General features: G+C 70.1%; 24 protein-coding genes and 1 pseudogene. 15 read left to right on the forward strand and 10 right to left on the reverse strand.

Annotated elements, in window-relative coordinates; translation table 11 throughout:
- Positions 1-36: 36 nt before the first annotated feature.
- Both STRNI_RS02820 and STRNI_RS02825 read right to left on the reverse strand, forming a co-directional pair.
- The gene (locus STRNI_RS02820) at positions 37-1,098 is read right to left on the reverse strand and encodes a hypothetical protein (RefSeq protein ID WP_277410460.1); all 1,062 of its coding nucleotides are present in this window, start codon (positions 1,096-1,098) and stop codon (positions 37-39) included.
- Between the two features lie 216 nt (positions 1,099-1,314).
- Entirely contained in the window at positions 1,315-2,103 is a 789-nt protein-coding gene (locus tag STRNI_RS02825) for an alpha/beta fold hydrolase (RefSeq protein ID WP_018093613.1), read from the reverse strand.
- Positions 2,104-2,267: 164 nt separating this feature from the next.
- Between STRNI_RS02825 and STRNI_RS02830 the strand changes: the two genes are divergently transcribed.
- Positions 2,268-3,212, forward strand: coding sequence for a LysR family transcriptional regulator (locus tag STRNI_RS02830; protein ID WP_277410461.1), 945 nt, complete (start codon positions 2,268-2,270; stop codon positions 3,210-3,212).
- 145 nt (positions 3,213-3,357) lie between these two features.
- Here the strand turns inward: STRNI_RS02830 and STRNI_RS02835 are convergent, their stop codons facing one another.
- From STRNI_RS02835 to STRNI_RS02845, 3 genes are all read right to left on the reverse strand, one after another.
- Entirely contained in the window at positions 3,358-3,954 is a 597-nt protein-coding gene (locus tag STRNI_RS02835; protein WP_159483853.1) for a hypothetical protein, read from the reverse strand.
- Between the two features lie 321 nt (positions 3,955-4,275).
- Positions 4,276-5,145 (reverse strand): DMT family transporter, encoded by an 870-nt coding sequence (locus tag STRNI_RS02840; protein WP_277410462.1) that lies wholly within the window; start codon positions 5,143-5,145, stop codon positions 4,276-4,278.
- A gap of 113 nt (positions 5,146-5,258) precedes the next feature.
- A complete protein-coding gene (locus STRNI_RS02845) occupies positions 5,259-5,981 on the reverse strand; it encodes a DUF998 domain-containing protein (protein ID WP_277410463.1) in 723 nt (240 codons plus the stop codon).
- 224 nt (positions 5,982-6,205) lie between these two features.
- Between STRNI_RS02845 and STRNI_RS02850 the strand changes: the two are divergent.
- From STRNI_RS02850 to STRNI_RS02865, 4 genes and pseudogenes are all read left to right on the forward strand, one after another.
- Positions 6,206-6,396 (forward strand): annotated as a pseudogene (locus STRNI_RS02850) (SAM-dependent methyltransferase); the annotation flags it as partial.
- Positions 6,397-6,867: 471 nt separating this feature from the next.
- Positions 6,868-8,304 (forward strand): Ig-like domain repeat protein, encoded by a 1,437-nt coding sequence (locus tag STRNI_RS02855; RefSeq protein ID WP_277410464.1) that lies wholly within the window; start codon positions 6,868-6,870, stop codon positions 8,302-8,304.
- A gap of 163 nt (positions 8,305-8,467) precedes the next feature.
- Complete coding sequence (locus STRNI_RS02860) at positions 8,468-8,686, forward strand: DUF7196 family protein (protein WP_141725504.1); 219 nt, start codon at positions 8,468-8,470, stop codon at positions 8,684-8,686.
- A 39-nt stretch (positions 8,687-8,725) separates the two neighbouring features.
- Positions 8,726-9,013 carry a hypothetical protein gene (locus STRNI_RS02865; protein WP_026170364.1) on the forward strand — a complete coding sequence of 96 codons (288 nt, stop codon included), beginning with the start codon at positions 8,726-8,728 and terminating at the stop codon, positions 9,011-9,013.
- A 79-nt stretch (positions 9,014-9,092) separates the two neighbouring features.
- Here STRNI_RS02865 and STRNI_RS02870 read toward each other — a convergent pair whose 3' ends face one another.
- The 3 genes from STRNI_RS02870 to STRNI_RS02880 all read right to left on the reverse strand — a co-directional run bounded on the left by STRNI_RS02870 (position 9,093) and on the right by STRNI_RS02880 (position 10,853).
- Positions 9,093-9,419 carry a hypothetical protein gene (locus STRNI_RS02870; protein ID WP_018093621.1) on the reverse strand — a complete coding sequence of 109 codons (327 nt, stop codon included), beginning with the start codon at positions 9,417-9,419 and terminating at the stop codon, positions 9,093-9,095.
- A gap of 137 nt (positions 9,420-9,556) precedes the next feature.
- The gene (locus tag STRNI_RS02875; RefSeq protein WP_093635540.1) at positions 9,557-9,817 is read right to left on the reverse strand and encodes an HPr family phosphocarrier protein; all 261 of its coding nucleotides are present in this window, start codon (positions 9,815-9,817) and stop codon (positions 9,557-9,559) included.
- Positions 9,818-10,343: 526 nt separating this feature from the next.
- A complete protein-coding gene (locus tag STRNI_RS02880) occupies positions 10,344-10,853 on the reverse strand; it encodes a MarR family winged helix-turn-helix transcriptional regulator (protein WP_277410465.1) in 510 nt (169 codons plus the stop codon).
- Positions 10,854-10,932: 79 nt separating this feature from the next.
- On the opposite strand from STRNI_RS02880, the gene STRNI_RS02885 reads away from it, so the two are divergent.
- From STRNI_RS02885 to STRNI_RS02915, 7 genes are all read left to right on the forward strand, one after another.
- Complete coding sequence (locus STRNI_RS02885) at positions 10,933-12,102, forward strand: PP2C family protein-serine/threonine phosphatase (RefSeq protein ID WP_018093624.1); 1,170 nt, start codon at positions 10,933-10,935, stop codon at positions 12,100-12,102.
- A gap of 337 nt (positions 12,103-12,439) precedes the next feature.
- Complete coding sequence (locus STRNI_RS02890) at positions 12,440-13,315, forward strand: STAS domain-containing protein (protein WP_018093625.1); 876 nt, start codon at positions 12,440-12,442, stop codon at positions 13,313-13,315.
- Entirely contained in the window at positions 13,312-13,728 is a 417-nt protein-coding gene (locus STRNI_RS02895) for an STAS domain-containing protein (RefSeq protein ID WP_018093626.1), read from the forward strand. The genes STRNI_RS02890 and STRNI_RS02895 overlap by 4 nt, the downstream gene beginning before the upstream one ends.
- Entirely contained in the window at positions 13,706-14,242 is a 537-nt protein-coding gene (locus tag STRNI_RS02900) for an ATP-binding protein (RefSeq protein WP_338149707.1), read from the forward strand. Before STRNI_RS02895 ends, STRNI_RS02900 begins: the two co-directional genes overlap by 23 nt.
- Before the next feature lie 14 nt (positions 14,243-14,256).
- On the forward strand, positions 14,257-15,252 hold the full coding sequence (locus STRNI_RS02905; protein ID WP_159483859.1) for a SpoIIE family protein phosphatase: 996 nt from the start codon (positions 14,257-14,259) through the stop codon (positions 15,250-15,252).
- A complete protein-coding gene (locus STRNI_RS02910; RefSeq protein WP_159483861.1) occupies positions 15,249-16,550 on the forward strand; it encodes a PP2C family protein-serine/threonine phosphatase in 1,302 nt (433 codons plus the stop codon). The genes STRNI_RS02905 and STRNI_RS02910 overlap by 4 nt, the downstream gene beginning before the upstream one ends.
- Before the next feature lie 143 nt (positions 16,551-16,693).
- Complete coding sequence (locus STRNI_RS02915) at positions 16,694-17,086, forward strand: ATP-binding protein (RefSeq protein ID WP_159488720.1); 393 nt, start codon at positions 16,694-16,696, stop codon at positions 17,084-17,086.
- An 86-nt stretch (positions 17,087-17,172) separates the two neighbouring features.
- Here STRNI_RS02915 and STRNI_RS02920 read toward each other — a convergent pair whose 3' ends face one another.
- Positions 17,173-17,526, reverse strand: coding sequence for an STAS domain-containing protein (locus tag STRNI_RS02920; RefSeq protein WP_277410466.1), 354 nt, complete (start codon positions 17,524-17,526; stop codon positions 17,173-17,175).
- A 605-nt stretch (positions 17,527-18,131) separates the two neighbouring features.
- Here STRNI_RS02920 and STRNI_RS02925 point away from each other — a divergent pair.
- The 3 genes from STRNI_RS02925 to STRNI_RS02935 all read left to right on the forward strand — a co-directional run bounded on the left by STRNI_RS02925 (position 18,132) and on the right by STRNI_RS02935 (position 19,854).
- Positions 18,132-19,289, forward strand: a complete 1,158-nt coding sequence (locus STRNI_RS02925; protein WP_381845756.1) for a PP2C family protein-serine/threonine phosphatase — start codon at positions 18,132-18,134, stop codon at positions 19,287-19,289.
- Between the two features lie 128 nt (positions 19,290-19,417).
- On the forward strand, positions 19,418-19,591 hold the full coding sequence (locus STRNI_RS02930) for a hypothetical protein (RefSeq protein WP_277410468.1): 174 nt from the start codon (positions 19,418-19,420) through the stop codon (positions 19,589-19,591).
- Positions 19,588-19,854: a DUF4190 domain-containing protein gene (locus STRNI_RS02935; RefSeq protein WP_277410469.1), complete on the forward strand. Its 267-nt coding sequence runs from the start codon at positions 19,588-19,590 to the stop codon at positions 19,852-19,854. Before STRNI_RS02930 ends, STRNI_RS02935 begins: the two co-directional genes overlap by 4 nt.
- A 527-nt stretch (positions 19,855-20,381) precedes the next feature.
- Here the strand turns inward: STRNI_RS02935 and STRNI_RS02940 are convergent.
- Positions 20,382-21,056 (reverse strand): restriction endonuclease, encoded by a 675-nt coding sequence (locus STRNI_RS02940; protein ID WP_277410470.1) that lies wholly within the window; start codon positions 21,054-21,056, stop codon positions 20,382-20,384.
- Positions 21,057-21,144: the final 88 nt, after the last annotated feature.

Here is a 21,144-nt window from a genome sequence, read left to right on the forward strand (position 1 = left end):
CGTCGACCGCCGGGAGGGCGCGGTGGCCGGCTCCCCCTACTGGATGTTCAGCAGGTGGGGGTGTGTCGGGTCGGTGGGGCAGATGAAGATCCGTAGTGCGCCCCATCGGCCAGGAGACAATCCGGTGGGCGTGCAGGCGCCGACGTGGTCTGCCTCGGCATCCTCGATGGGGCGCCAGCTCTTGGAGCCACCGTCCCATTCGCTGCTGTCGAAGCTGAGCAGTAGGTCCATCGACGCTCCGCACCGGCAGTTGACGGATGCCGGATCGGTCAGATGCCAGGATGCCCAGCCGCCGGCCTTGAAGCCGGGGGCGATGGACAGGTCGTACTGGTAGGCGTAATCAGTCTCTTCCAGCCATTGCTCGTCCTGTGCGTCGAGGCGCGCGCAGAGTGCCTCGGGCAGCAGATCCGCGTACTGATACTCGGTGACCTGCTCAGGGTGCAGTACGCACGGGGTGGGCATGTAGGGGTCGTGGGTGTCCCGGGGTTGCGGAGGCACGCTGCCGGGCGCGGAGGAGAGATCGGACGCGCGCCGCCAGACGAGGTGTACGTACGGACCCCCGTAAAAGCGGGGCTGACCGGGCAGGTCCTGGTGATCGGTGGGGCACCACAGCACCTGGAGGAGGTCGGTCCCTGAGGGGAAGCCAACGGTCGGGATATCGCGAGCGTGCAGCTGGGCGACGGCCACCAGGGGGTTCGGCTCCTCATGCGCCTCGGACTCGTACCAGTGGGTGGTGTAGCGGATGAGGTCGATGGACGCGCCGCGACGGCCGGATGCCTCGTCGAGCAGAGCGAGCTCCTCCGGGCTGCGCCGACCGCCGCGCCCCGACCCCTGCCGCGCCTCCCGCTCGGCCTGAGCCTGCTGCAACGCGAGGACGAGCGCGGGGGCTATCGGCTCACTGCGCTGCACCATACGGGGCGCGGTGCACGTGGGCCACGGCTCACTGGCGGGCCAGAGCAGCGGACCGCCGATCGAGCTTTCGGCGATGTCCGGAGCGCCGGGCCTCGGGTGCAGCCGGGTCGTCTCCCTGGTGTGGGCTGCCAGTTCGGGCAGTACGGCGGTGACGTCGATGGGGCGTGGTGGTGTCGTACGGGGCAACGTGCTGCTCTCCAAAGGCTGCTGCGGTGTGGGGGCCGGCCGACAGCAGTATGGACGCAGCGATCAGTCGGGACCCGCCCGCCGAGGCGGGGTGGGCGGCTGGCGCAGATGGGTCTCCCCGTGACGGGCCCGGGCGTTCTCCGCCCCGCGCCTTCTCCGTCCCGCGCGTTCTCCTTCCCGAGCGTTCTCCTTCCCGAGCGTGCTCGTCCGGGCGGGCTACCCGGCGGTGCGGGCGGCCGGGGCCATCCGGGCGAGTACGGTGCGCAGCGCGGCGTTGAACCGGTCGGGGAGCTCCTGGTGCGGCATATGGCCGGCGCCGGTGATCACGCTGACCTCGGCGCCGGGTGTAAGGGCGGCGCAGGTCCGGGGCACCTCCAGGGGGATGGCGGTGTCCAGCTCACCGTGGAGGTAGTGAATCGGCACCTGCAGCCCGGGCAATGCCGGGCGCGGGTCGTAGCCGGCGGCGGTGGCCTGGTGCTCGTCGATGTAGACGCCCGAGTTCAGGATCTGACGGACCGTCCAGTCGATGAGCGCGGGCGCGGTGCCCGGCGCGTACCACCCCGGCACCCAGTCGGCGACCGTACCGGCCCGGTCGCGGCGCAGTGCGGCCACGAGCTCCGCCTGAGTCTCCGTCGACGGCCAGTACCCCGGCGCGCCCACCGACACCACACCTCCGGTCAACTCGGGCCGCCGCAGCGCCAGTTCCGTGGCGAAGACCCCGCCGATCGACGAGCCGATGACCACCGGCCGGTCCAGCCGCAGCGCGTCGATCAGCGCCACGATGTCGGTGACCACCATGGCGGTGGTGTTGCCGCGGGCCGGGTGGGCCGACCGCCCACAGCCCCGCCAGTCGACGGTGACGACCCGGTGGTCCCGGGTGAAATCGGGCAGCTGGGCGCACCAGGTTCGGCCGCTGGTGCCCCAGCCGTGCAGGAACAGCAGCGCCGGGCCGGTCCCCTCGTCCTCGTAGTGGAGTGTGGTGTCGTTGATGTCCAGGCTGGGCATGGTGGTTCCCCTCTGTCCCGTGACCCTTACGGGCCGCGCGGTGCGTGATGTCCCCAGCCAACCGCGATCACCGTCTCCGACCAATGGGCGGTCCGCGCCTACACTTTTCACGAACGGTGATCAATGATCAGTGCCGGTCACGGCGAACAAGAGGACCAGGGGCCATGGAGCTGCGTCAGCTGCGCTACTTCCTCACCGTGGCGGAGGAACTGCACTTCGGCCGGGCGGCCGAGCGGCTACACATCGTGCAGTCCGCGGTGAGCCAGCAGCTCCGCCGGCTCGAACGCGAGCTGGGTACCGAGCTGTTCACCCGTTCCACCCGAGTCGTCCGGCTCACCGAGGCCGGCAACCGGCTCCTCCCGTACGCCAGGGAGATGCTGACCCTGCAGGCACGCGCCCGGGAGGCCGTCGACGAACTGCGCGCCGAACAGGCCGCGACGGTGCGCCTCGGCACCAGCTCAGGGCTGGGTGCCTGGCTGGACGTCGTACTCACGGCGTACGCCCGGCACACCGGCCACGCCCAGCTGGAACTCGTCACCGGCGGCACCGAGGAGCGCCTGGCGCAGGTGCGGGCCGGTGAGCTGGATGCCGCCCTGCTGCGTGGTGAACGGACCGACCCCGGGCTGGAGTTCCTGCCGCTGTGGCAGGACGCGCTGATGGCGGCATTGCCCGCGGGCCACGAGCTCGCGGCGCGGGAGACCATCGAACTGGCCCGGCTCGCGGAACTGCCGCTGCGGCTCTCCCCGCGCTCCCGCAACCCCGCGCTCCACGACCTGGTGATGCGCTCCTGCCGGGCGGCCGGCTACGCGCCCGTCCTGGGCCCGGAGTTCACCAACGACCAGGACACCCTCGCCGCCATCGGCCACGGCAAACCGTCCTGGACGGTCTTCTACGCCCCGCACGCCGAGCAGCTCCCCGTTCCCGGCGTGGTGTTCCGTCCCCTGAGCGACCCGGCGCCGGTCATGCGGACCTACCTTGCGGTGCGGAACGGTCCGCCCCGGGCCGCGCTGCGTGCTCTGATCGAGGCCTGCTACGAGGCGGTCGACGGTGGCCCGGGCGTACGACCCGGCTCGCCGCTCACCCGGGATGTGCGCGACGTCGGCCGTTGACTCGCGCTGGTGCTGGTGCTGGTGCTGGTGAAGTGTGGGTGGTGGCCAGGTGTCTGGTCGAGGGACCGGACCGTGCGGGGTCCGCGTATGCGGTGCTGCCGGGCGTGTGCTGGGTCAGGCCGGCGCGACCGGTCGTGTGCGGGTGTCAGGCCGGCGCGGGCGCGTTCTCGGCCGTACGCCGGCGTTTCCAGTAGGCGACCGTCAGTACGGCCAGAAGCGGCCCCCACAGGACCAGCGGCGCATAGCAGAGGTGAAACCAGGCCTCCTCCCAGCCGCCCGCCTCGCCCGGAAACTCGCGGGGCAGGACGTCACCTCGGATCGTCCTCCCCATGAATTGGGTAATGGGGGCCAGGAGGGTCCACAGGAACGTGAGGAGAACGGCACCGATCGTGGCCGGGATGACTGCCGCCATCGTCGGGACCCGGCGGCCGCCCAGTAACGGGAGCCAGCGCGGAAACACCTCGCCCCATTGCGCGACCAAGCCGAACGCGGTGAACGCGAGCGCCTCGGACAGGACCGACAGGAAGACGACGTACGCCCGCTCTCCGACCCCGATCCCGTGGTCGAACGCGATCGGAAGCCTCCACAGGCTGGACGGCAGGACGGCCAACACCACGGCGAGGGCGACGCATTGCATCCGCCGGGACACTCCGGCGACGGGCTCGTGGGCCACCTGCCATGCGGCCCTGAGCCGTCCGGGGCGGGCGGCGAGGTCCTCGGTGTGCGGGGGCGGCTGCTGCATGTACGGTCCCTTCTTCTCGGTGGGCTTCTCGGTGGGCGCGGCTCTTCTCGGTGGGCTCGACCGGCCCGTACACCCATGAAGGTCGCACTCGGGCGGGCGCCGAGAGTCGCTCCGCGGGCTGAACCGGCTCCGCCGTCCAGCCGAGGGAGCGGTGCGACCGAAGGAGGACAGCAGGGTGCGCCATGCCGGGTGGGGTGGTGGGTGGAGTGGTTCCATGCCGACTGCCGACCGCGCGCCGCGCGCACCATGCATGCGCTCCGCCCGCTCAGAGAGTCAGGGAGTCAGAGAGTGAGGGGGTAAGGGGGTAAGGGAGTCAAGGACTCAAGGGGCGGATGACTCCCCGCTCTCCGTATCGACTCTGACCAAGGTGAGCACGCCCCAGGTGATGAGCACCGCGCCGACGCCCTCCGGGATCAGCCACCACCCCGTGCGGACCCGGTCCTCGTACACCAGGATGCCGAGAGTCACGCTGACCAGCCCCTCGCCCAAGGTGAGGGCGGGCTGGGAGGCCACCAGTGGGCCGGATTCCATGGCGTTGGCCAGGAGGAAGAGGGAGCAGGCGCCGGCCGCGACGAAGGCGTAGGTCTGCCAGGCGGCGAAGAAGGCGCCCGTGCCACGCTGTTCGAAGGTCTCGGTTGCGGACTTCATGAGGGTGGCGGTCAGGGCGTAGCCGATCGCCGAGGCGGAGCTGAACAGGGCCGCGCGTGCTTTTCCCCGGGGTTGGCGCAGGGCGGCCAGTACGCAGAGCGAGATGACGAGCGCGGTGGTGAGCAGGGTCAGTACCCACGTGCCTGTCGACACCACGGAGTTGCCGCCCGACGGCGCGGCCGCGGCCAGTGTGAGAGCGAGGCCGCCGGCGACCATGACGGAGGCGGTCCAACCGGCCGCGGGCAGCCGCCGCCGGGAGAACGCACAGGCGATCAGGAGGGTGAAGGGCAGTTCGGTCACCAGAATGGGCTGCACCAGCGACAGTGGACCGAACGCCAGGGCCAGTGCCTGGCATGCGGCGGCGCCGACCACCACGGCGATCCCGGCGAGCCACGCCGGGTGGTGCAGCAGGTGACGGGCCAGCCGGATGCTGAAGGCGTCGCCCGGGGGAACGGACCGCGCACCGACGCGTTGAAGCACCGTTCCTGTGGCATTGCCCACGGCCGCCAGCAGGGCGAACAGTGCGGACAGCACGGCTGCCACGGGGCGGCCCCTCCGGGTCGGCGCGTCGGTTGATGACCGCCACGGTGGCAGAGGAACCAGGTGCGCCGGGAGCGCACCACCGCGCGGAGGAGACCATCACACGATCGGCGGGGTCATGCCCTTGGCCGCTCCGGATGCGGCCCGGCGGTGCGGAAGCTCGGGCCGACCGTCGCACCGAGTCCCGTCAGTTCCGCGGCGAGCAACGCGAACCACACCCCCACCAGCAGCAAGTGGGCCCGCTGTGGGATGCCGTGCCAGCCGGGGTGGCCGAAGAGCGGGCCGACGGTGCTCACCGCGGTCGTCAGCGCGGCAGCCAGCACTCGTACGCCCCAGCGGCGGATCATCGGAAGACGGGGGCGTTCGCCCGCGCCCGCCGCGCAGAAGAAGACCATGGAGGCGAAGAGGAAGAAATGCGCCAGTGCGCTGGTGGCCGTGTGCCACGGATGTACGGCATCACAACTCCACTCCACGAAAGGCGCGCAGCGCATGGGCAGGATGACGTCGCCCAACGACGACATACCGAGGGCGAGCACCGAAGCCCAGCCGGCGCGGGCCCATGGCCCTTCCGCGGAGCGGCCTGCCAGGAGTGCTCCCGCCATCACGATGACGGCGCAGGCGGCCTCGATGCCTCCGAACAGCAGACGGAACGGCTGGTCGGCTGCGTAGAGCTCACTTACGTAGGAGTGCCTGGGGTCCAGCCCAGTAGGCAGGACGAACTCAAGAACCCAGCTGTTGTACAGCACTGCTGCCGTCGCCAGCAGAAGCGCTGCCCAGCCCTCCCGCGACATATCGCTCTGCCCGATGGTTGCACGGGCAGAGCTGGAGATATGGGGCACGGTGTGTCCTGTTCGTGTGACGTCGTGAGTTCGCAGTCACCAGTCACCCTTCACCATTCACCGCACAACTCGGGGCATTTCGCAGTTCGAGGTCAGGTCCGCGGCTCCGGGTGGACAGTGGCGGCCCAGAGGCCGTCGACCGGGCCCGGCTGCCCCTCTGCCAGGATCGCCACATGGCTGGGCACGACACAGATCGCGGCTATCTGCTGGACGACCGGCAATCGGAGTCAGGCCCCGAACAGCAGCTCGCCAACCGGCTGCGGTCCGGCCTCCGCACCCTGATGGCGGCGCGCGGCGCGGACCTCGCCTACGGGCCACCGACGAGGAGATCGCCCGTCGCCTGGCGAACGTCGCCACCGGACGGCTCGATCTGGCCACCGCCCCGATGATCTCCGCCTGGGGGCGCCGCCCGTAGCCCCTCCCCCGATGGCCCACCTCGTGTCGCCCTGCTCGGCCGGAATCCGGGCGGGGATGCCACACCTGCGACCAGAGCTGAGAAGCCCCGCATCGCCAAGAGGGCTCGCAGGGCCCGGCAGATGTGCGGAACGCCACGTCCGACGGCTCCCCGCCGGCCCGGGAAGGGTTCGACGGCGTGTGGCACGGACGGCCCGGCGTCGGTACTCCTCGCCCGTGCGCGCTGCGCCATCCGGGTTACGTTGCTCGCGGACTGTGGCGCGGCGTCCGGCCGGTCCGTTGAATCGGTGCTACCGACGGTGGGGTGCCCATCCCCTGGCGGGGGACCATGGACGGCTGCTGGCGTGATGCGGTTTCGTCGTTGTTCTTCAGGGCACCCCCGGCAGGTGAGCGCGCTCGGACAGTCTCCTGCCTTCCGGCGTGCATCAGCCCCCCACCTCCTTCACGGAGCCTTCGAAAGGGGCTGTCCAGCATGGCACTCGTTCTTACTCTCACCCCGTCAACCGTCGCGGCGGGCCAGACGTTCCAAGCCGCTGTCACCGGTGCCGCACCGGGAGAGGTGATCACCTTCACCTATGACGCGGCACCCCCGCAGTCCATCACCGCCGACGCCATGGGCAACGCGAGCGCCACCTTCACAGGGACCACAACGGGCGCAGTAGTTGCCGCCGGGCCCACCAGTGGCGCGGCCACCGCGACCCTGACCATCAGCGCGGCACAGAACTGTGTGATCACGGTGACGTCCACGCCGGCCAACCCGACGGCCGGCCAGCCGGTGACCGTCACGGCGACCGTCACCTGTAACGGCACCCCCGTACAGGGCGCGACCGTGCTCTTCGCCACCGTCAACGGGCCCCTGGGCATCGGCGTCACCAGCGCCGCCGGTCAGGCCAGCGTCACTACCAGCACGCTGCCGAGCGGGCTCAATGTGGTCACCGCCACCGTGATCTCCGCCGAGACCACCTGCATCTGCGTCGGCACCTCCGCGACGGTGAACATCACGGTCGCCGCGGCACAGAACTGCGCGATCACGCTGTCGTCCACGCCGGCCAACCCGACGGCCGGCCAGCCGGTGACCGTCACCGCCACCGTCACCTGCAACGGCGCCCCCGTACAAGGCGCGACCGTGCTCTTCGCCACCGTCAACGGGCCCCTGGGCATCGGCGTCACCACCGCTGCCGGTCAGGCCAGCGTCACCACCAGCACGCTGCCTGCCGGAGCCAACGTCATCACCGCCACCGTGATCGCGGCGAACACCACCTGCGTCTGCGTCGGTGTCTCCGCGACCGCGACCGTCAACGTCGGCGCGGCACAGAGCTGTGTGGTCACGCTGTCGTCCACGCCCGCCAACCCGACGGCCGGCCAGCCGGTGACCGTCACCGCCACCGTCACCTGCAACGGCGCCCCCGTACAAGGCGCGACCGTACTCTTCGCCACCGTCAACGGGCCCCTGGGCATCGGCGTCACCAGCGCCGCCGGTCAGGCCAGCGTCACCACCAGCACGCTGCCGGCCGGAGCCAACGTGGTCACCGCCACCGTGATCGCCGCCAACACCACCTGCACCTGCGTCGGGGTTTCCGGGACGGCGACCGTCAACGTCGGCGCATCGACAGGGGGGCTCACGGCGAACCCGGCCTGCTACACGCTGAACTTCCCGCCGCTGCCGTGGGCTTTCGCGACCGCCACGTTCAGTGCGAGTGGCGCGACTCCGGGCGCGGTGGTCACCTTCCACCTGGACGGCCCCTCCGGCCCCGTGGTGTGCACCGCCGTGGCCAACGCGAGCGGCAACGCCAGCTGCACGGCCACCCTCAACATCGGCCAGGTGCTGTACTCCAGCTACACCGCCACCACACCCTCCGCCGGTGGGACGCTCAGCTCGTCCAGCACCCTGGGCATCTGCCTCACCTGACGTCCCGTCCCGTCCCGGCCGGCGTGCTGCGCGGCAGGAAGCGTGCGGCCGCTGATCCGAACCGGCGAGAACGGCCTCGGGCCGATGAATGACCCAGACAGCCGTCCCCCGTAACGCATATACGGGGGACGGCTGCTGGGCCACAAGGATAGGCCCGGAAGACATGGCGTTGCCCGTCGGACCGATTGATCCTCATCGCGAAAAGTCACCGAAGGAGCGGAACATGGGCTGCAATTGCGGCGGCGGTGCCCGCCAGGCCGTCACCATCTACCAACTGACGCTGCCCGACGGCACGGTGCGCCACTACTACACGTGGCAAGAGGCTGATGCGGCCAACAAACGCGCGGGCGGCATCGGCACCATCCTCATCATCAACCAGTAACGGATCGCCCGGGGCATTCGCGGTTACAGGGTGGATTTCATGAGCCTTCTGGAGTTTCTGCTTTCCCTCGGCGCCACGTGCCGCCTCACCAGGTTCATCACCAAGGACACTCTCGCGGCGGGCTTCCGCTCATGGGTCGCCGACCGGTTCGGCGATGACTCCAAACCGTCCTACCTGGTCAGCTGCAGCTGGTGTACGAGCGTGTGGGTGGCTTCCGCCATGGCCGTCCTCACTCACTGGACCGGAGGAACGACAGGGCTGCAGATCGCCACAACAGCCCTGTCCCTTTCCTACCTCGCCGGGCTCGCTTCCCAGTGGCTCGATTGAGCCACTCCGTCCAGGCCGCGGCCGTCGGCCGGTCCGTTCCCGCGGCGCCTGCTCTCCGCGTCGGGAAGAGGGCGTCGCTTCAGCGGCCGACGGCCTTGCGGAGCTGTTCCTTGTTCATCTGGGAGCGGCCGTCGATGTTCTTCTTCTTGGCCTCTTCATACAGCTGGTCCCTGGTGGGGCTCTGCGGCCCCTTGTGGGAGCGCTCGCCGCCGCGCTGCGGGGCGGATTTCGGGTCCCGGAGGGAGGTTCTGCTCGCGGACTTGGCCTCACCGGAGCGGGCGCGTTCCTTATTGACGGTGCGCGCGGCGATCTCCTTCGCCCGCTTTTCGGAGGTGCCCCGTTCCTCGGCCTGTTCCTTGATGTGCTCGTACTGCCGCTCACGCTTCTTGCTCGAACCCGCGGGCATGATGCCGCTCCTCGGTCGCGATCTTCTGGATGTCCTTCCACGGCCCGGCGGATCCACGGCCGCGCCCGGCCATCTACCAGTTCACGCCCAAAGGGGGCGGCGCGCCACATCAGAGGGCCGGACCCCTGAACCGGCCCCTAGAGAACGACGGACTCGATGAGCTTCGCGATGGCCTCGACGGCCGTCTGCTCATCGTGCCCCTTGGCGACGATGACGACTTCCTTGCCGTGGCTCATCTCCAGCGTCTGCAAGCTGAACAGGCTCTTCGCGCTGGCTTCCTTGCCGTCGACGAGGAACATGATGTCCGAGACGTAGCCCTGCGCTTCCTGAACGATGCGCGACGCGGGACGCACCCGCAAGCCGCCCGGCGACGCAATGGTCACGGTCGTCTCCGCCATGAACTGACTCCTTCAACCGACAGCGGCCGGCGAGCTTTCGGCCAAGCGCCCACCATACGGAGCGTCGGCCCGATCGCGGGGCGAGGCACTCACGGCCCCGTGAACCCGCAGCGGACTGCGCACGCGCTGCTGTCGCGCCGATGCCACCACTGCGTGATCACTTCCGGTAACTTACGGCCCCCAGGCGTCCGGCTTCGCGTGTCGCCACACCTCTCAGAGCGTGGACCGGAAACCTGTCCGGCGCTACTCGCCGGGGAGGCCACCTCCGCCCACTCCAGGGGACCGTCGGGGGTGGCCTCGGCATCGCGGCTCACCGCCCGGCCCTGACCGTACCGGTGACGCGGAAGAGTCCCCCGCGGAGGGGCCCGACCGGCCCCACCGCACAGCGCCGGCCAGCCGATCGCCCGGCGAGGTCGCGATATTGCGCTTTGATAACGTCGCCGGTGCGGCGGCGATCCGTTTGTCCCGTCAGCGCAGAGCGTTTCCGGTGGGGAATGTCGGATCGAGAGACGGAGCTCAGGTGACGCTACGCACTGTCCGCGACGCCGTCCTCCCGGGTGGCCGCGCCCTCCTCGTCGGCCGCGAGCCGGGCGGACGCCGCGTGAAAGGCCTCGAGGCCGGCCGCGAGCTTGACCACATCGGAGGGTTCCATCCGCTCCAGGGTGGCCGTGACCTCCCGGCTCCGCGCCGCTCGGTACTCCTCGAGCAGCACTTTGCCGCGCAGGGTCAGCCGCAACTCGACCTCACGGCGGCTCGTCGCACTGGGGCCCCGTTCGGCGAGACCCATCGCTTCCAGACGGTCGCAGAGCCTGCTGACCGCCGAGGGACGCGAGGCGAGCGCTTCGGCGAGCGTGCGCAGATTCGTACCTTCCCGTTTCTCGATCACCAGCAGGGCGCGGAGCTGGGAGAGGGAGACCTCCGCCGAGCGCGCCGCCTCCTGGCCGTGCCCCCACAGGACCTCGAGCAACTCGGAGGCGGCAAGGGCCGCCGCGCTCGCCTGTTCGCGGGAAGGGGACCGACTGGTGAAACGGGACACACGAACACTCTGTCACCCTGCGCCTCCCGTTGTCAGACCGACCCTGCTCTTGGCGCCGCACGAAGGGTGCTCGGGAACCATGACTGACCGCATCGACATGGGAGCGGCGCTGCGTGCCGCGCTCCCGCACGCCCTGCTGGACACCGTGCGTGACCATCTCGCCTCCGCCTATGGGGCCACCTCGGTGCACCTGTTCCTGACGGACTACGGCGGCACGGTCCTCAGCCCGTGCGACTCCCCGGAAGGCGGCGAGGGCTCACTGCCCATTGCCGGCAGCCCGGAGGGGCGGGCACTGGGAAGCCAGGAGCCGCGCGAGCAGCAGGCGCCCCATGGTGAGGCCGTCGACCACCATCTCCCGGTGACGGTGCGCGGCGACCGGATCGGCATCCTGACCGTCCGGCTTCCCGCCGGACGGTCCACGCCGGCGGTCCTCGACGAGCTGCGGCAGGTGGCCGGCCAGTTGGGCCACGAGATCCTTGTCGCCGAGCGGGACACCGATGTCTACCAGCGGGTACGCCGCGTCAGCCGCCTCACCGTGGCGGCGGAGATGCAGTGGCAGCTGCTCCCGGCCCGGGCGTGCAGCGCCGCGCAGTACGCCGTCGGTGCCCAGCTGGAACCCGCCTACGCGGTGCACGGCGACAACTTCGACTGGGCTTCGGACGGCGACGAGCTGACCCTCACCGTCACCAACGGCATGGGGCAGGGCGTCGACGCATCGCTCCTCACCCACCTCGCCGTCAGCGCATTGCGCAACGCCCGCCGGGCCGGCGTCGGCCTCGCCGATCAGGCGGCACTGGCCGACCAAGCGGTCTACGCCCACTACCGGGGCAGGTCCCACGTATCGACGCTGCTTCTGCGCGTCGACCTCGCGACGGGGCGCATGGAGATCGTCGACGCGGGCTCGCCGCAGATGTGGCGGCTGCGGGGCAAGTCCGTCGAGCGCATCGAACTGGACAAGCAGCTGCCGCTGGGCATGTTCGAGGAGTCCCACTACGCGGCGGAGAGCTTCACGGTCGAGCCGGGTGACCGGCTGCTGTTCGTGAGCGACGGGGTGTACGAGGCGCCCTCGCCGCGGGGCAGAAAGTATGCCGAGGGCGCGCTCGCGCGGGCGCTGCACGCCACGCGTCTGCTGCCCGCCGCCATGGCGCCGGGGGCCGTCCTGCGCGATGTGGCCGAATACCGTGCTGCGGAGACGCTGGATGACGCCCTGGTGCTGTGTTTTGACTGGTTCGGAAACGATCTCCGTTAGGCCCGGACCGGTGTGAGTCCGGCGCCGGCGTCCTTGAACCGATTCCGCCTCTGCGCGGCCCGTACCCTGTCCCCTTCAGGAGGGGGCTGCCTCCGGCGTTGTCCGGGTCCGGGATCTCATATCTCCTCCCCGGCCGCAAAATCACCGCACCGATTCAGCCGTCCGGCCGTTCTCCGCCTCGGCGGGTGAAGAGGGGGCCCGCGCCTACCCACGCTTGATCGCGCTCGCTAACATTTGCCGGAAGGCAATTATCGTCGAGCGCGGGTGGGCCCGGCCGCACCGTCGGGCGAGAAGTCCCGAGGCGGTCAGGCGGGCCGGACCCCGGAAGGACACTGAGTTGGTTTCCGCTGAGGCTGCCGCACGCGAGCGCGTCACGAGCGTGCTGCGCGAAGAGGCCGATGACATCTCGGACCGATGGGTGCAGTTGCAGCTGGCGCAGCCGTCGCTGGACGGGGATGTGAGCGAGGCCGAGCTGGGTGAGGAGGCCGATGCGCTGGTCGGTGCCCTGCTCTCCGGTCTGGACTGCGGCCTTCCGGTCGAGCAGGTGGTCACCTCGCACGAGGAGATGCACCGGGCGGTGTCCGAGATCTCGCTGCGCCGCGCGCGCCGGGGTGTCTCCCCCACCGCGACCTCCCTGGCGGTCCTGTCGCTCAAGGAAGCCCTGCTGGAGGCCGTGCAGCGGCGGACCCGTGAGGGCGAGGACCTCTTCGGCAGTGCGGTGCTGATCAACCGCCTGCTGGACACCGCCGGTGCGCTCTCGTTCGAGATCTTCGTCGAGGGCCGCGAGGAGATCATCCGCCGGCAGAGCCAGCAGTTGCTGGAGGTGTCCACGCCGGTCGTCAGGCTGTGGCGCCAGGTCCTGGCCGTACCGCTGATCGGCACGCTCGACACCGCACGTACCCAGGTGGTGATGGAAAACCTCCTCCAGGCCATCCAGGAGCACGAGGCGCTGGTCGCCATCATCGACATCACCGGCGTGCCCACGGTCGACACGGCGGTCGCCCAGCATCTGATGCACACCGTCAACGCGGTGCGTCTGATGGGCGCGGACTGCGTCATCAGCGGCATCCGGCCCCCCATCGCGCAGACCATCGCGCAGCTCGGGATCGACCTGTCGACGATCCTGACCCGCGCCACCCTCGCCGACGCCCTCGGAGAAGCCGTGAAACTCACCGACGCAGCATCGGATACCTCCCCGCTGGACAGGCGATGAACGCCCCCGCCTCGGGTGGCGTCCCGATTCTGCGCCTGGGGGATGTCCTGGTCACGGGCCTCCTCAATGAACTCGACGACAAGACCGCCGTGGCGTTCACCCAGGAGCTCACCGACCGCATCACCAGCGATGGGGCCCGTGGTGTCCTCATCGACATCTCCCGGCTGGAGATCGTCGACTCCTTCGTGGCCCGTACGTTGATGGAACTGACCACCATGGCAAGGCTGTTGGGCGCCCGGGTGATCGTTGCCGGGATGCGGCCGCCGGTCGCCATCACCCTGGTCGAGCTGGGACTCCAGCTCACCGGAGTGGAGACCGCGCTCAACGCCGAACAAGGCATGGCTGCGTTGGGCTGGCGTCAGAGCCCACAGCCGTCCGGAGGGAGCCTGAGTGAGTTCCGCCCGGAGCACTGACGATGCGGTGGCTCCCGTCGCCACCCCGGCGAACGACACCGCTGACCGTGACGGAAAGGCAGACCGTGACGGAAAGGCAGACCGTGACGGAAAGGCAGACCGTGACGGAAAGGCAGACCGGACCGTCCACGAGGTGCGTACCGAAGAAGACCTGCTGACCGTCCGCCACGCGGTGCGCGCGGCCACCTTGCGTGCCGGCTTCAGCATCGTCGACCAGACGCGGGTGGTCACCGCTGCCAGTGAGCTGGCGCGCAACGCCTTCATCCACGGCGGAGGCGGCAGCGTGACCATCGAGTATCTGACGCTGGGCGGGAACGCCGGGCTGCGTCTGACCGTCGATGACAACGGGCCCGGCATCAGGGACATCGACGCGGCGCTGACCGACGGCTTCACCACCGGCGCGGGACTCGGCCACGGCCTGGGGGGCGCCCGGCGGCTGATGAACGACTTCGAACTGCACACCGCGTCCGGGCAGGGCACGACCGTGATCGCCACTCGATGGGCGGGGCGTTGACTCTTCCGGAGGCCTTGCCGACGGCACACATCGCGGTCGACCACTACAGCGCCGTTCATCTTGCCGCCGAGACCGCCCGCGCGGTCGCCGGACGCTGCGGCCTGCCGGGAGCGCTGCCCGACCAGGCCGCCGTCATCGCCTCGGAACTGGCCGGCAACCTGGCCAACCACGCGACCGGCGGCTCGCTGTTCATCCAGCCGCTGCCCCTTGGCGGCGGGATGGAGGTCGTCGCCGCGGACCACGGTCCCGGTATCAGCGCACTCCAGCAGTGCCTCACCGATGGTTACACCACCGGCAACACGCTCGGTGCCGGCTTGGGTGCCGTGAAGCGGATAGCGACCGACTTCACCATCCGTACGCAGCCCGGGACCGGCACCCTCGTCTGCGCCCGCCTCACCGGGCCCGAAGCCACCCCGCCGGCCGGCCAGGAGGTGGGCGCCATCTGTCTGCCGGCGGACCGCGAGCAGCTGAGCGGCGACGCCTACGCCGTCGTCGATCAGGGCACCGTCCGCACCGCCCTCGTGGTCGACGGCCTCGGTCACGGCCCGCAAGCAGCCGAGGCCGCGCAGACGGCGATCCGGGCCTTTCACCGGGCCCCGGACCTCCCCCTGCCCGCACTCGTCACCGCCCTCCACCGAGCGCTGCGCCGCACCCGGGGCGCGGCGGTGGGCCTGCTGCGTCTGCACCCCGGCCGGGCGGAGTACACCGGTATCGGCAACGTCCGTGTCCTGACGATGACGCCGCTCGACGTGGGCCATCGCCTGAGCGGTCAACCCGGTATAGCCGGCCTGAACATGACACCGCCGCAGGTGCGCGCTTTCCCCCTGCCGCCCGGCACCACCGCCGTGCTGCACTCCGATGGCATCGACCAACGATGGGCCCAGTCACCCTCGCCCTTCGTGCGTCGGCTGCCGCCGCACCTGCTCGCCGCGTCCATCGCCCACAGCCACCGCCTCACCCGCGACGATGCGACCATGCTCGCCGCCCGACCCAGCCAGAGACTTCCGTGACCCCCCACACCTTCCACAACCTGCCGGGCCTGCGCCGCGCCGTCCGGGAACTCTGCGAAGCCCACCGGCTTTCGTCCCACCACGGAGCGCGGCTGCTGCTCTCCGTTTCCCGGACGGCCACGGCCGCCTTCGACGCCGGCGGCCCCGTCCGCCTGGAGGTCGTCGAACAATCCGTGCCCGACGGAGAGAAGCTGCTGGCGGTCACCCTGCACACCGGACAGACGGCAGCATCGCTGAGCCTGACCGACCTTCCGCTGCGCGGGCAGGCCACGCCCGACGGCACCATTGCCTGGCACCTCCCCCTCGGCGAAGGGGAGGACTCGGCGCGTCCCGCCGCGGTGGCCGCACCGCACGGCGCGGTGCCCGCCCAGAGCCACACCCGGGAGAGCGACGGCGCGGTGGCCTACGAAGCGGAGATCGCGGCGCTCGAAGGTGATCTCGGCGCCGCACTCTCGCGGGTGGACACCCTCACCACCGAACTGCACCGGCTCAAGGACGAACTCGCCGAGACCAACAGCGGAGTGCTCGCCCTCTACATCCAACTGGAGGAGAGGGACGAGCGACTGCGCCGGGCCCACGGCCAGATCCTCCGGGAGCTGGAGGACGCGCTACGGCCCCCGCCGATCACCGTCAGCGGCCTGGAATTCGCCGTCCACTACGCCCCGGCCGATACCGACGCCCCCACCGGAGGCGACTTCTACGACTGGCTCCTGCTTCCCGACGGCACGGTGCACATCACGGTCGTGGACGCGCTGGGCCACGGGGTGCGCAGTACCCGCAGTGCGCTCAATGTCACGCATGCGGTGCGCACACTGGCCCTCGAAGGCCATCCGCTGGAATCCATCGTGGCCCGTACCCATGACATCCTCGCGCCCTTCGACCCCGAGATCATGGCCACCGTCCTGCTGGCCCGTATCGACCCCGAGACCGGAGCCCTCCGCCTGGCCAACGGCAGCCACCCGCCGGCCTTGGTCGTACGTGCCGACGGGACCGCCGATTACCTGGAGGTCCGCGGCCGGGGCATCGGATTTCCGCTTCCCGGGAGCGAGTCCGTGCTGGAGGACACGCTGCACGAGGGCGACCTCCTGGTGCTCTACACCGACGGACTGACCGAGAGCCGACGGGATCCGATCGAAGGCGAGGCGCGACTCGTCAAGAGCGCCTGGGCCCATGCCCGACGGCCGGTGGACGAGGTCCCCGGCGCCATCGCGAAGGACATGCACACGGTGATTCTGCATCCGGACGACACGCTCGCCCTGGCCGTCCGCCGGGCGGGGAACCCACAGGGCAGTCACTGACCTGGCGGCTTTGCGCGGCCCACACCGCGGCGGGCCGCACACACTCTTTTCCCGAGCGATTGTCTGGGTAGACGCGTCATGAACAGAGCCGAGAACGGGGCCCTACCGAGCGGGGGGAGAAAGCCGTGCCACACCAGCTTGCGATGGACGACCACCCGTCACATCCGGCCCAGCGTGTCTGCCAACCGGATTCCGCAGCGGACGCCCGCGATTTCGTCAGAGCCTTCGTCGCCCTGCTCCGCCCCGCGCCCCCCGCAGGGACCATCCAGAACTTGCTGCTCCTGGTGTCCGAGCTGGTCGCCAACGCGCTCCGGCACGCCGGCGCCGTCACGGCCCTGCATCTGCGCGCGGACCGCGAGCGCATCGAGGTTCTCGTCGAGGACCCCAGCTCCGCGCATCCTCAGGAGCGCCGTCCCGATCTGTCCGGCAGCAACGGCGGCTTCGGATGGCCCATGGTGCACAGTCTGGCCCTCGACGTCGTGATCCTCCCGGGGGCCTGCGGCGGCAAGACGGTGCAGGCGGCCCTGGCGCGCTGAAGGGTTGTCCGCAGGTGGTTGTCCCGTGGACGGCGGGGCGGCTGTGTGACCCGGAAATCACCAGGTCGGGCGGGCCGCTGAGAGAGCTAGCCCTCGCGGTCGCCGCCGTCGGTTCCGAGGGGCGCCGACGGCTCGGCGTCGAGGGCTTTCGTCACGGAGTCGTGGAGCGGCAGGACCGTGTCGAGCCCGGTGAGGGTGAAGAGTCGTTCCAGAACGGCGGAGGGGGTCGCGAGGCGCAGCGCCGGGCCCAGCGCGGTATGCGCCTGGAGCAGGACATTGACCGCGGCGGAGTCCGCGAACGTGACGGCGGACAGGTCGACGACGACCCGTGCGACGCCGTCCTCGGCCGCCTTCCTCAGGGTCTCGTCGAGGGGCGCGACATTGTCGAGATCAAGATCTCCCGTGATGGCGACGAGCAGAGCTTCTCGCCCGTGCCACACGACCCTCTCCGTCTCAATCGGTCGGCCTCCACTGGGCTGGGGCAGCACGGTGAACCTCGCTGTAGGGCTAACGGGCTGTAGGGGCTAACGGCTTGAGCAACTCATCGGTCCGGATGCCGGACGCCAGGTGACCAGCTCGGTCCAGGATAGAAGCGATAGTTGCCGTTTGACAACATTCGCTATAAGGCAACAATCTGTTCTCGTCACAGATCAAGGCGGCTGCACCGGCGTGGCTTGAGACCAAGAGCGGCCTGAGTTCCGCTACGCGCTGTCAGAAACATGAGTGTGGCCGCCGACGACGCGTGGGCGGTCACTCCTATGCGAGTGGGGAGGAGTCCGCCGCGTGGAACCCATCGGGCCGTCTCCTGCCCGGCACCGACGCCTCGGCCGGTGCAACTACGGGAAGGACGCCCGCCCTTCCGCGCTCGCGGGGGTCGAGCGGCCACCGTAAGGGGGCCACCCCGCCCACTCCGTTCCGTCATTCGGCGCCGTTCCCCGCTGACGCCCGCCTTTGCCCTCGTCCACGGACGAAGAATGCCTGAGAGACCGTGACTCAACGCCCTGAGGTAGCACGAGCTTTGCAAGCGTCGGCCCCGCACGCTCTGGTGGACACGCTTCGTGCGGTACTCGCCGAAGGCTATGGAGCGCTCTCCGTGGAGTTGCTGCTCGCGGACTACGGGGCGACGGCCCTCGCTCCCTTCGGTGCGGTGGGGACGGCCGCCGCACCGGTCCCCGTCGCCAACAGCGCCGAGGGCAGAGCGTTCGGCAGTCAGCAGCCCCGTCAGCGGAGCCGGCACGGAGGTGTCGTCGAGCACCACCTTCCGGTGACCGTCCGCGGGGAGCGCACCGGCATCCTGACCGTGCGGCTGCCGGTTGAGCGGTCCGTTCCGGAAGCCGTCGACGGCCTTGCCCAGGCGGCCGGTCTGCTCGGCCACGAACTCATGGTGGCCGAGCGCGACACCGACGTCTACCAGCGGGCACGACGCATCAGCCGGCTCACCCTGGCCGCCGAAATGCAGTGGCAACTCCTGCCGGCCAGGGCCTGTTCGGCCGAGGAGTACGCCATCGGCGCCCACCTCGAACCCGCTTATGACACCCACGGCGACAACTACGACTGGGCCTCGGACGCCGACGAGCTGACCCTCGCCGTCACCGACGGCATGGGCACCGGCGTCGACGCCTCGATGCTCACCCATCTCGCCGTGAACGCGCTGCGCAACGCCCGCCGGGCCGGTATCAGCATCGAGGACCAGGCGGCCCTGGCCGACCAGGCCCTCTACGCCCAATACCGCGGAGCCGCCTACGTATCCACCCTGCTGCTGTGCTTCGACCTCGCGACGGGCCGGGTCCGGGCCGTGGATGCCGGGTCGCCGCAGCTGTGGCGACTGCGGAGAAGGACGATCGAGCGCATAGAGCTCGAACCGCAGATGCCGCTCGGCATGTTCGAGGAGACCCACTACAAGGCGCAGGAATTCGAGGTTCTGCCCGGGGACCGGCTGCTCATCGTCAGCGACGGCGTGTACGCGGCGCACTCCCCTCAGGGGGAGGCTTACGCGGAGCGGGCCCTGGCCCGGACCCTTCACGCCGGCAGGCTGCTCCCGGCCGCCGATGTGCCCCGTGCCGTACTTCGTGATCTGGCCGCATACCGGGACGCCGAGTCGCTGGACGACTCCCTGGTGCTGTGCGTCGACTGGTTCGGGCGGCAAGGAGACCGGCCGGCGGGACCGGGACAGGCAGCCGGCACCGGGGACGGTGCCCGTTAGAAGCAGACGATCCGGGTACCCGGGACAAGGCACCGCTCCAAGGGCGCAGTTGGTGTCGCAAGCAGGAGCCTTGAGTTCGCCGGTGTTTCCGGCGCCGGCCCCTGCCGTCCCCCATGGAAAGGCGGATCATGCTCTTCCTGGTCGTAGCCCTGTTCCTGTTCGGCGCACTGCTGGGCACCGCGGGGCATGTCCCCGTGTCCGTCACGGTCGTCGCCGGAATCGCCATCGCGGTCTGGCTGGTGGTCTTCTTCACGAGGGAGCGCCGTAAGGCAGGCAGTACGACGAAGGGAGCCGGCCGATGACCGACATGCGGATCCCCCTGAAGACCGGGCCGCACCCGCAGGCCGACCGTATGGCGGTCGCCGCGTTCGTCTGCGGTCTGCTGGGCATGCTGGTGTTCAACATCATCTTCGGTCCGTGCGCCCTGTTCTTCGGCGCCGCGGCCCTCTACCGCGGGACCATCCGGCGCCTGCGCGCCTACTTGGGCCTGCTGTTCGGCACCGTCGACATCGTGCTGCTGGTGGTGCTGTCCGCCCACAGCGGCACCATCAGCTGGCACGTCTGAGCGTCGGCCGGCTCCACCCTCCGCTACGGGTGTGTCTGCTGTGGCCGGGCACGAGCCGGGCAGGACACTTGGCGCCTGGCCGGGCGCGGAAGCGGAGGGTGTGGATGGCTGGCAGCACGGGTCAGGCGGAGCCGTGGGAGGCAGGCCGGTTCGCCCGAGCCTTTACTACAACCCGCGCCGCCTTTTCCGCCGCCATAGCGGGCACACCGGCTTCGAGAACTACGGGGCCGTGCTGGAGGCACTGGAACGGGCCCTGTACCAGGTTGCCTCCCTCACCCGCAGCCTCCACCAGTGGCGCGACACCGAGACCAGCTACAACTACCGGGCATTCGTCGAGCGCTATGGCACATTCCTGGCGTCCATCGCCGACAACGCCCAGCTCCTCAGCACCCTGGACGAGGACCACTTGGCCGACCAGGCCGGTGAACTGTGCCGACTGGCGGAGCGGGCCCAGCACTTCCGGCGGCAGGTGACCGAGCAGGCCGAGCGCGACGGACCCGCCCCGGACACGGCAGCGGTCCACGCCGTCACATTGACCGGCGGCCGGATTGCCACGGGGCCGGCCCGGTGCCGGCTTCCCAGGCCCAGAGCATGTCGTGGTCGAGGCACCGGATGCCGCTTTGCTCCGCGTACTCAACTGCGGGCTCGGTGAAGGTGCTGGTGGTGACGACTGCTGCGATATCGGCGCCGTGAATGGCGAAGCAGGTCCCGCCGAAGCGCTGGAGGTCCTGGGACCCGACCTTGTGGTCTTCGCCGTACTGCTTGCACTGGATGACGAGACGGAGACCGTCGGGCGTCACCGCGATGACGTCGGCACCCAGGTCATTGGCACCACCGACGACGCGGATCTCACGGCAGCCGTCACGTTCGCACAGCAGCGCCACCACCTGCTCGAATTCGTCCGGACCCAGCTCGGCGTCGTCGGCCAGATAGACGGCCTCGTCCGGTACGCCTTCCTCACTCCGGAGGCTGGGTTCGGACGCGGCCTGGGGCGCTTGAGAACCCGTGGTACCGGCCCCTGGGGGTACTGTCCGGTTGCGCTTTCTGCCGCGGATGACCACCAGGGCCGTTGCGACGAGCACCAGACCGAGGAGGGCCACCGCCCCGGGGCGCAATGTCGAGCCCTGCAGCGTCTTGAGGACCAGTCCGATACCGAGAACACCGCTGGCGACGAATCCGAAGACGAGGGTCAACTGACGCATGCTGAAACGAGGGCGGCGTGTGGTGGCATGCTCCCGGCGTATCGGCTTCACCATGAACGAGGGTCTCCCAGCGTGAGTCGAAGATCGT

Origin of the sequence: Streptomyces nigrescens, assembly GCF_027626975.1 — a bacterium.
GTDB classification, from domain to species: Bacteria; Actinomycetota; Actinomycetes; order Streptomycetales; family Streptomycetaceae; genus Streptomyces; species Streptomyces nigrescens.

What these genes read in the sequence shown, in the direction of transcription:
- STRNI_RS02825 (WP_018093613.1), bottom strand. Translation starts at nt 2,103, where the DNA reads ATGCCCAGCCTGGACATCAACGACACCACACTCCACTACGAGGACGAG.
- STRNI_RS02930 (WP_277410468.1), top strand. Translation starts at nt 19,418, where the DNA reads ATGCTCTTCCTGGTCGTAGCCCTGTTCCTGTTCGGCGCACTGCTGGGC.
- STRNI_RS02895 (WP_018093626.1), top strand. Translation starts at nt 13,312, where the DNA reads ATGAACGCCCCCGCCTCGGGTGGCGTCCCGATTCTGCGCCTGGGGGAT.
- STRNI_RS02940 (WP_277410470.1), bottom strand. Translation starts at nt 21,056, where the DNA reads ATGCGTCAGTTGACCCTCGTCTTCGGATTCGTCGCCAGCGGTGTTCTC.
- STRNI_RS02855 (WP_277410464.1), top strand. Translation starts at nt 6,868, where the DNA reads ATGGCACTCGTTCTTACTCTCACCCCGTCAACCGTCGCGGCGGGCCAG.
- STRNI_RS02875 (WP_093635540.1), bottom strand. Translation starts at nt 9,817, where the DNA reads ATGGCGGAGACGACCGTGACCATTGCGTCGCCGGGCGGCTTGCGGGTG.
- STRNI_RS02935 (WP_277410469.1), top strand. Translation starts at nt 19,588, where the DNA reads ATGACCGACATGCGGATCCCCCTGAAGACCGGGCCGCACCCGCAGGCC.
- STRNI_RS02835 (WP_159483853.1), bottom strand. Translation starts at nt 3,954, where the DNA reads ATGCAGCAGCCGCCCCCGCACACCGAGGACCTCGCCGCCCGCCCCGGA.
- STRNI_RS02885 (WP_018093624.1), top strand. Translation starts at nt 10,933, where the DNA reads ATGACTGACCGCATCGACATGGGAGCGGCGCTGCGTGCCGCGCTCCCG.
- STRNI_RS02865 (WP_026170364.1), top strand. Translation starts at nt 8,726, where the DNA reads ATGAGCCTTCTGGAGTTTCTGCTTTCCCTCGGCGCCACGTGCCGCCTC.
- STRNI_RS02870 (WP_018093621.1), bottom strand. Translation starts at nt 9,419, where the DNA reads ATGCCCGCGGGTTCGAGCAAGAAGCGTGAGCGGCAGTACGAGCACATC.
- STRNI_RS02860 (WP_141725504.1), top strand. Translation starts at nt 8,468, where the DNA reads ATGGCGTTGCCCGTCGGACCGATTGATCCTCATCGCGAAAAGTCACCG.
- STRNI_RS02915 (WP_159488720.1), top strand. Translation starts at nt 16,694, where the DNA reads ATGGACGACCACCCGTCACATCCGGCCCAGCGTGTCTGCCAACCGGAT.
- STRNI_RS02830 (WP_277410461.1), top strand. Translation starts at nt 2,268, where the DNA reads ATGGAGCTGCGTCAGCTGCGCTACTTCCTCACCGTGGCGGAGGAACTG.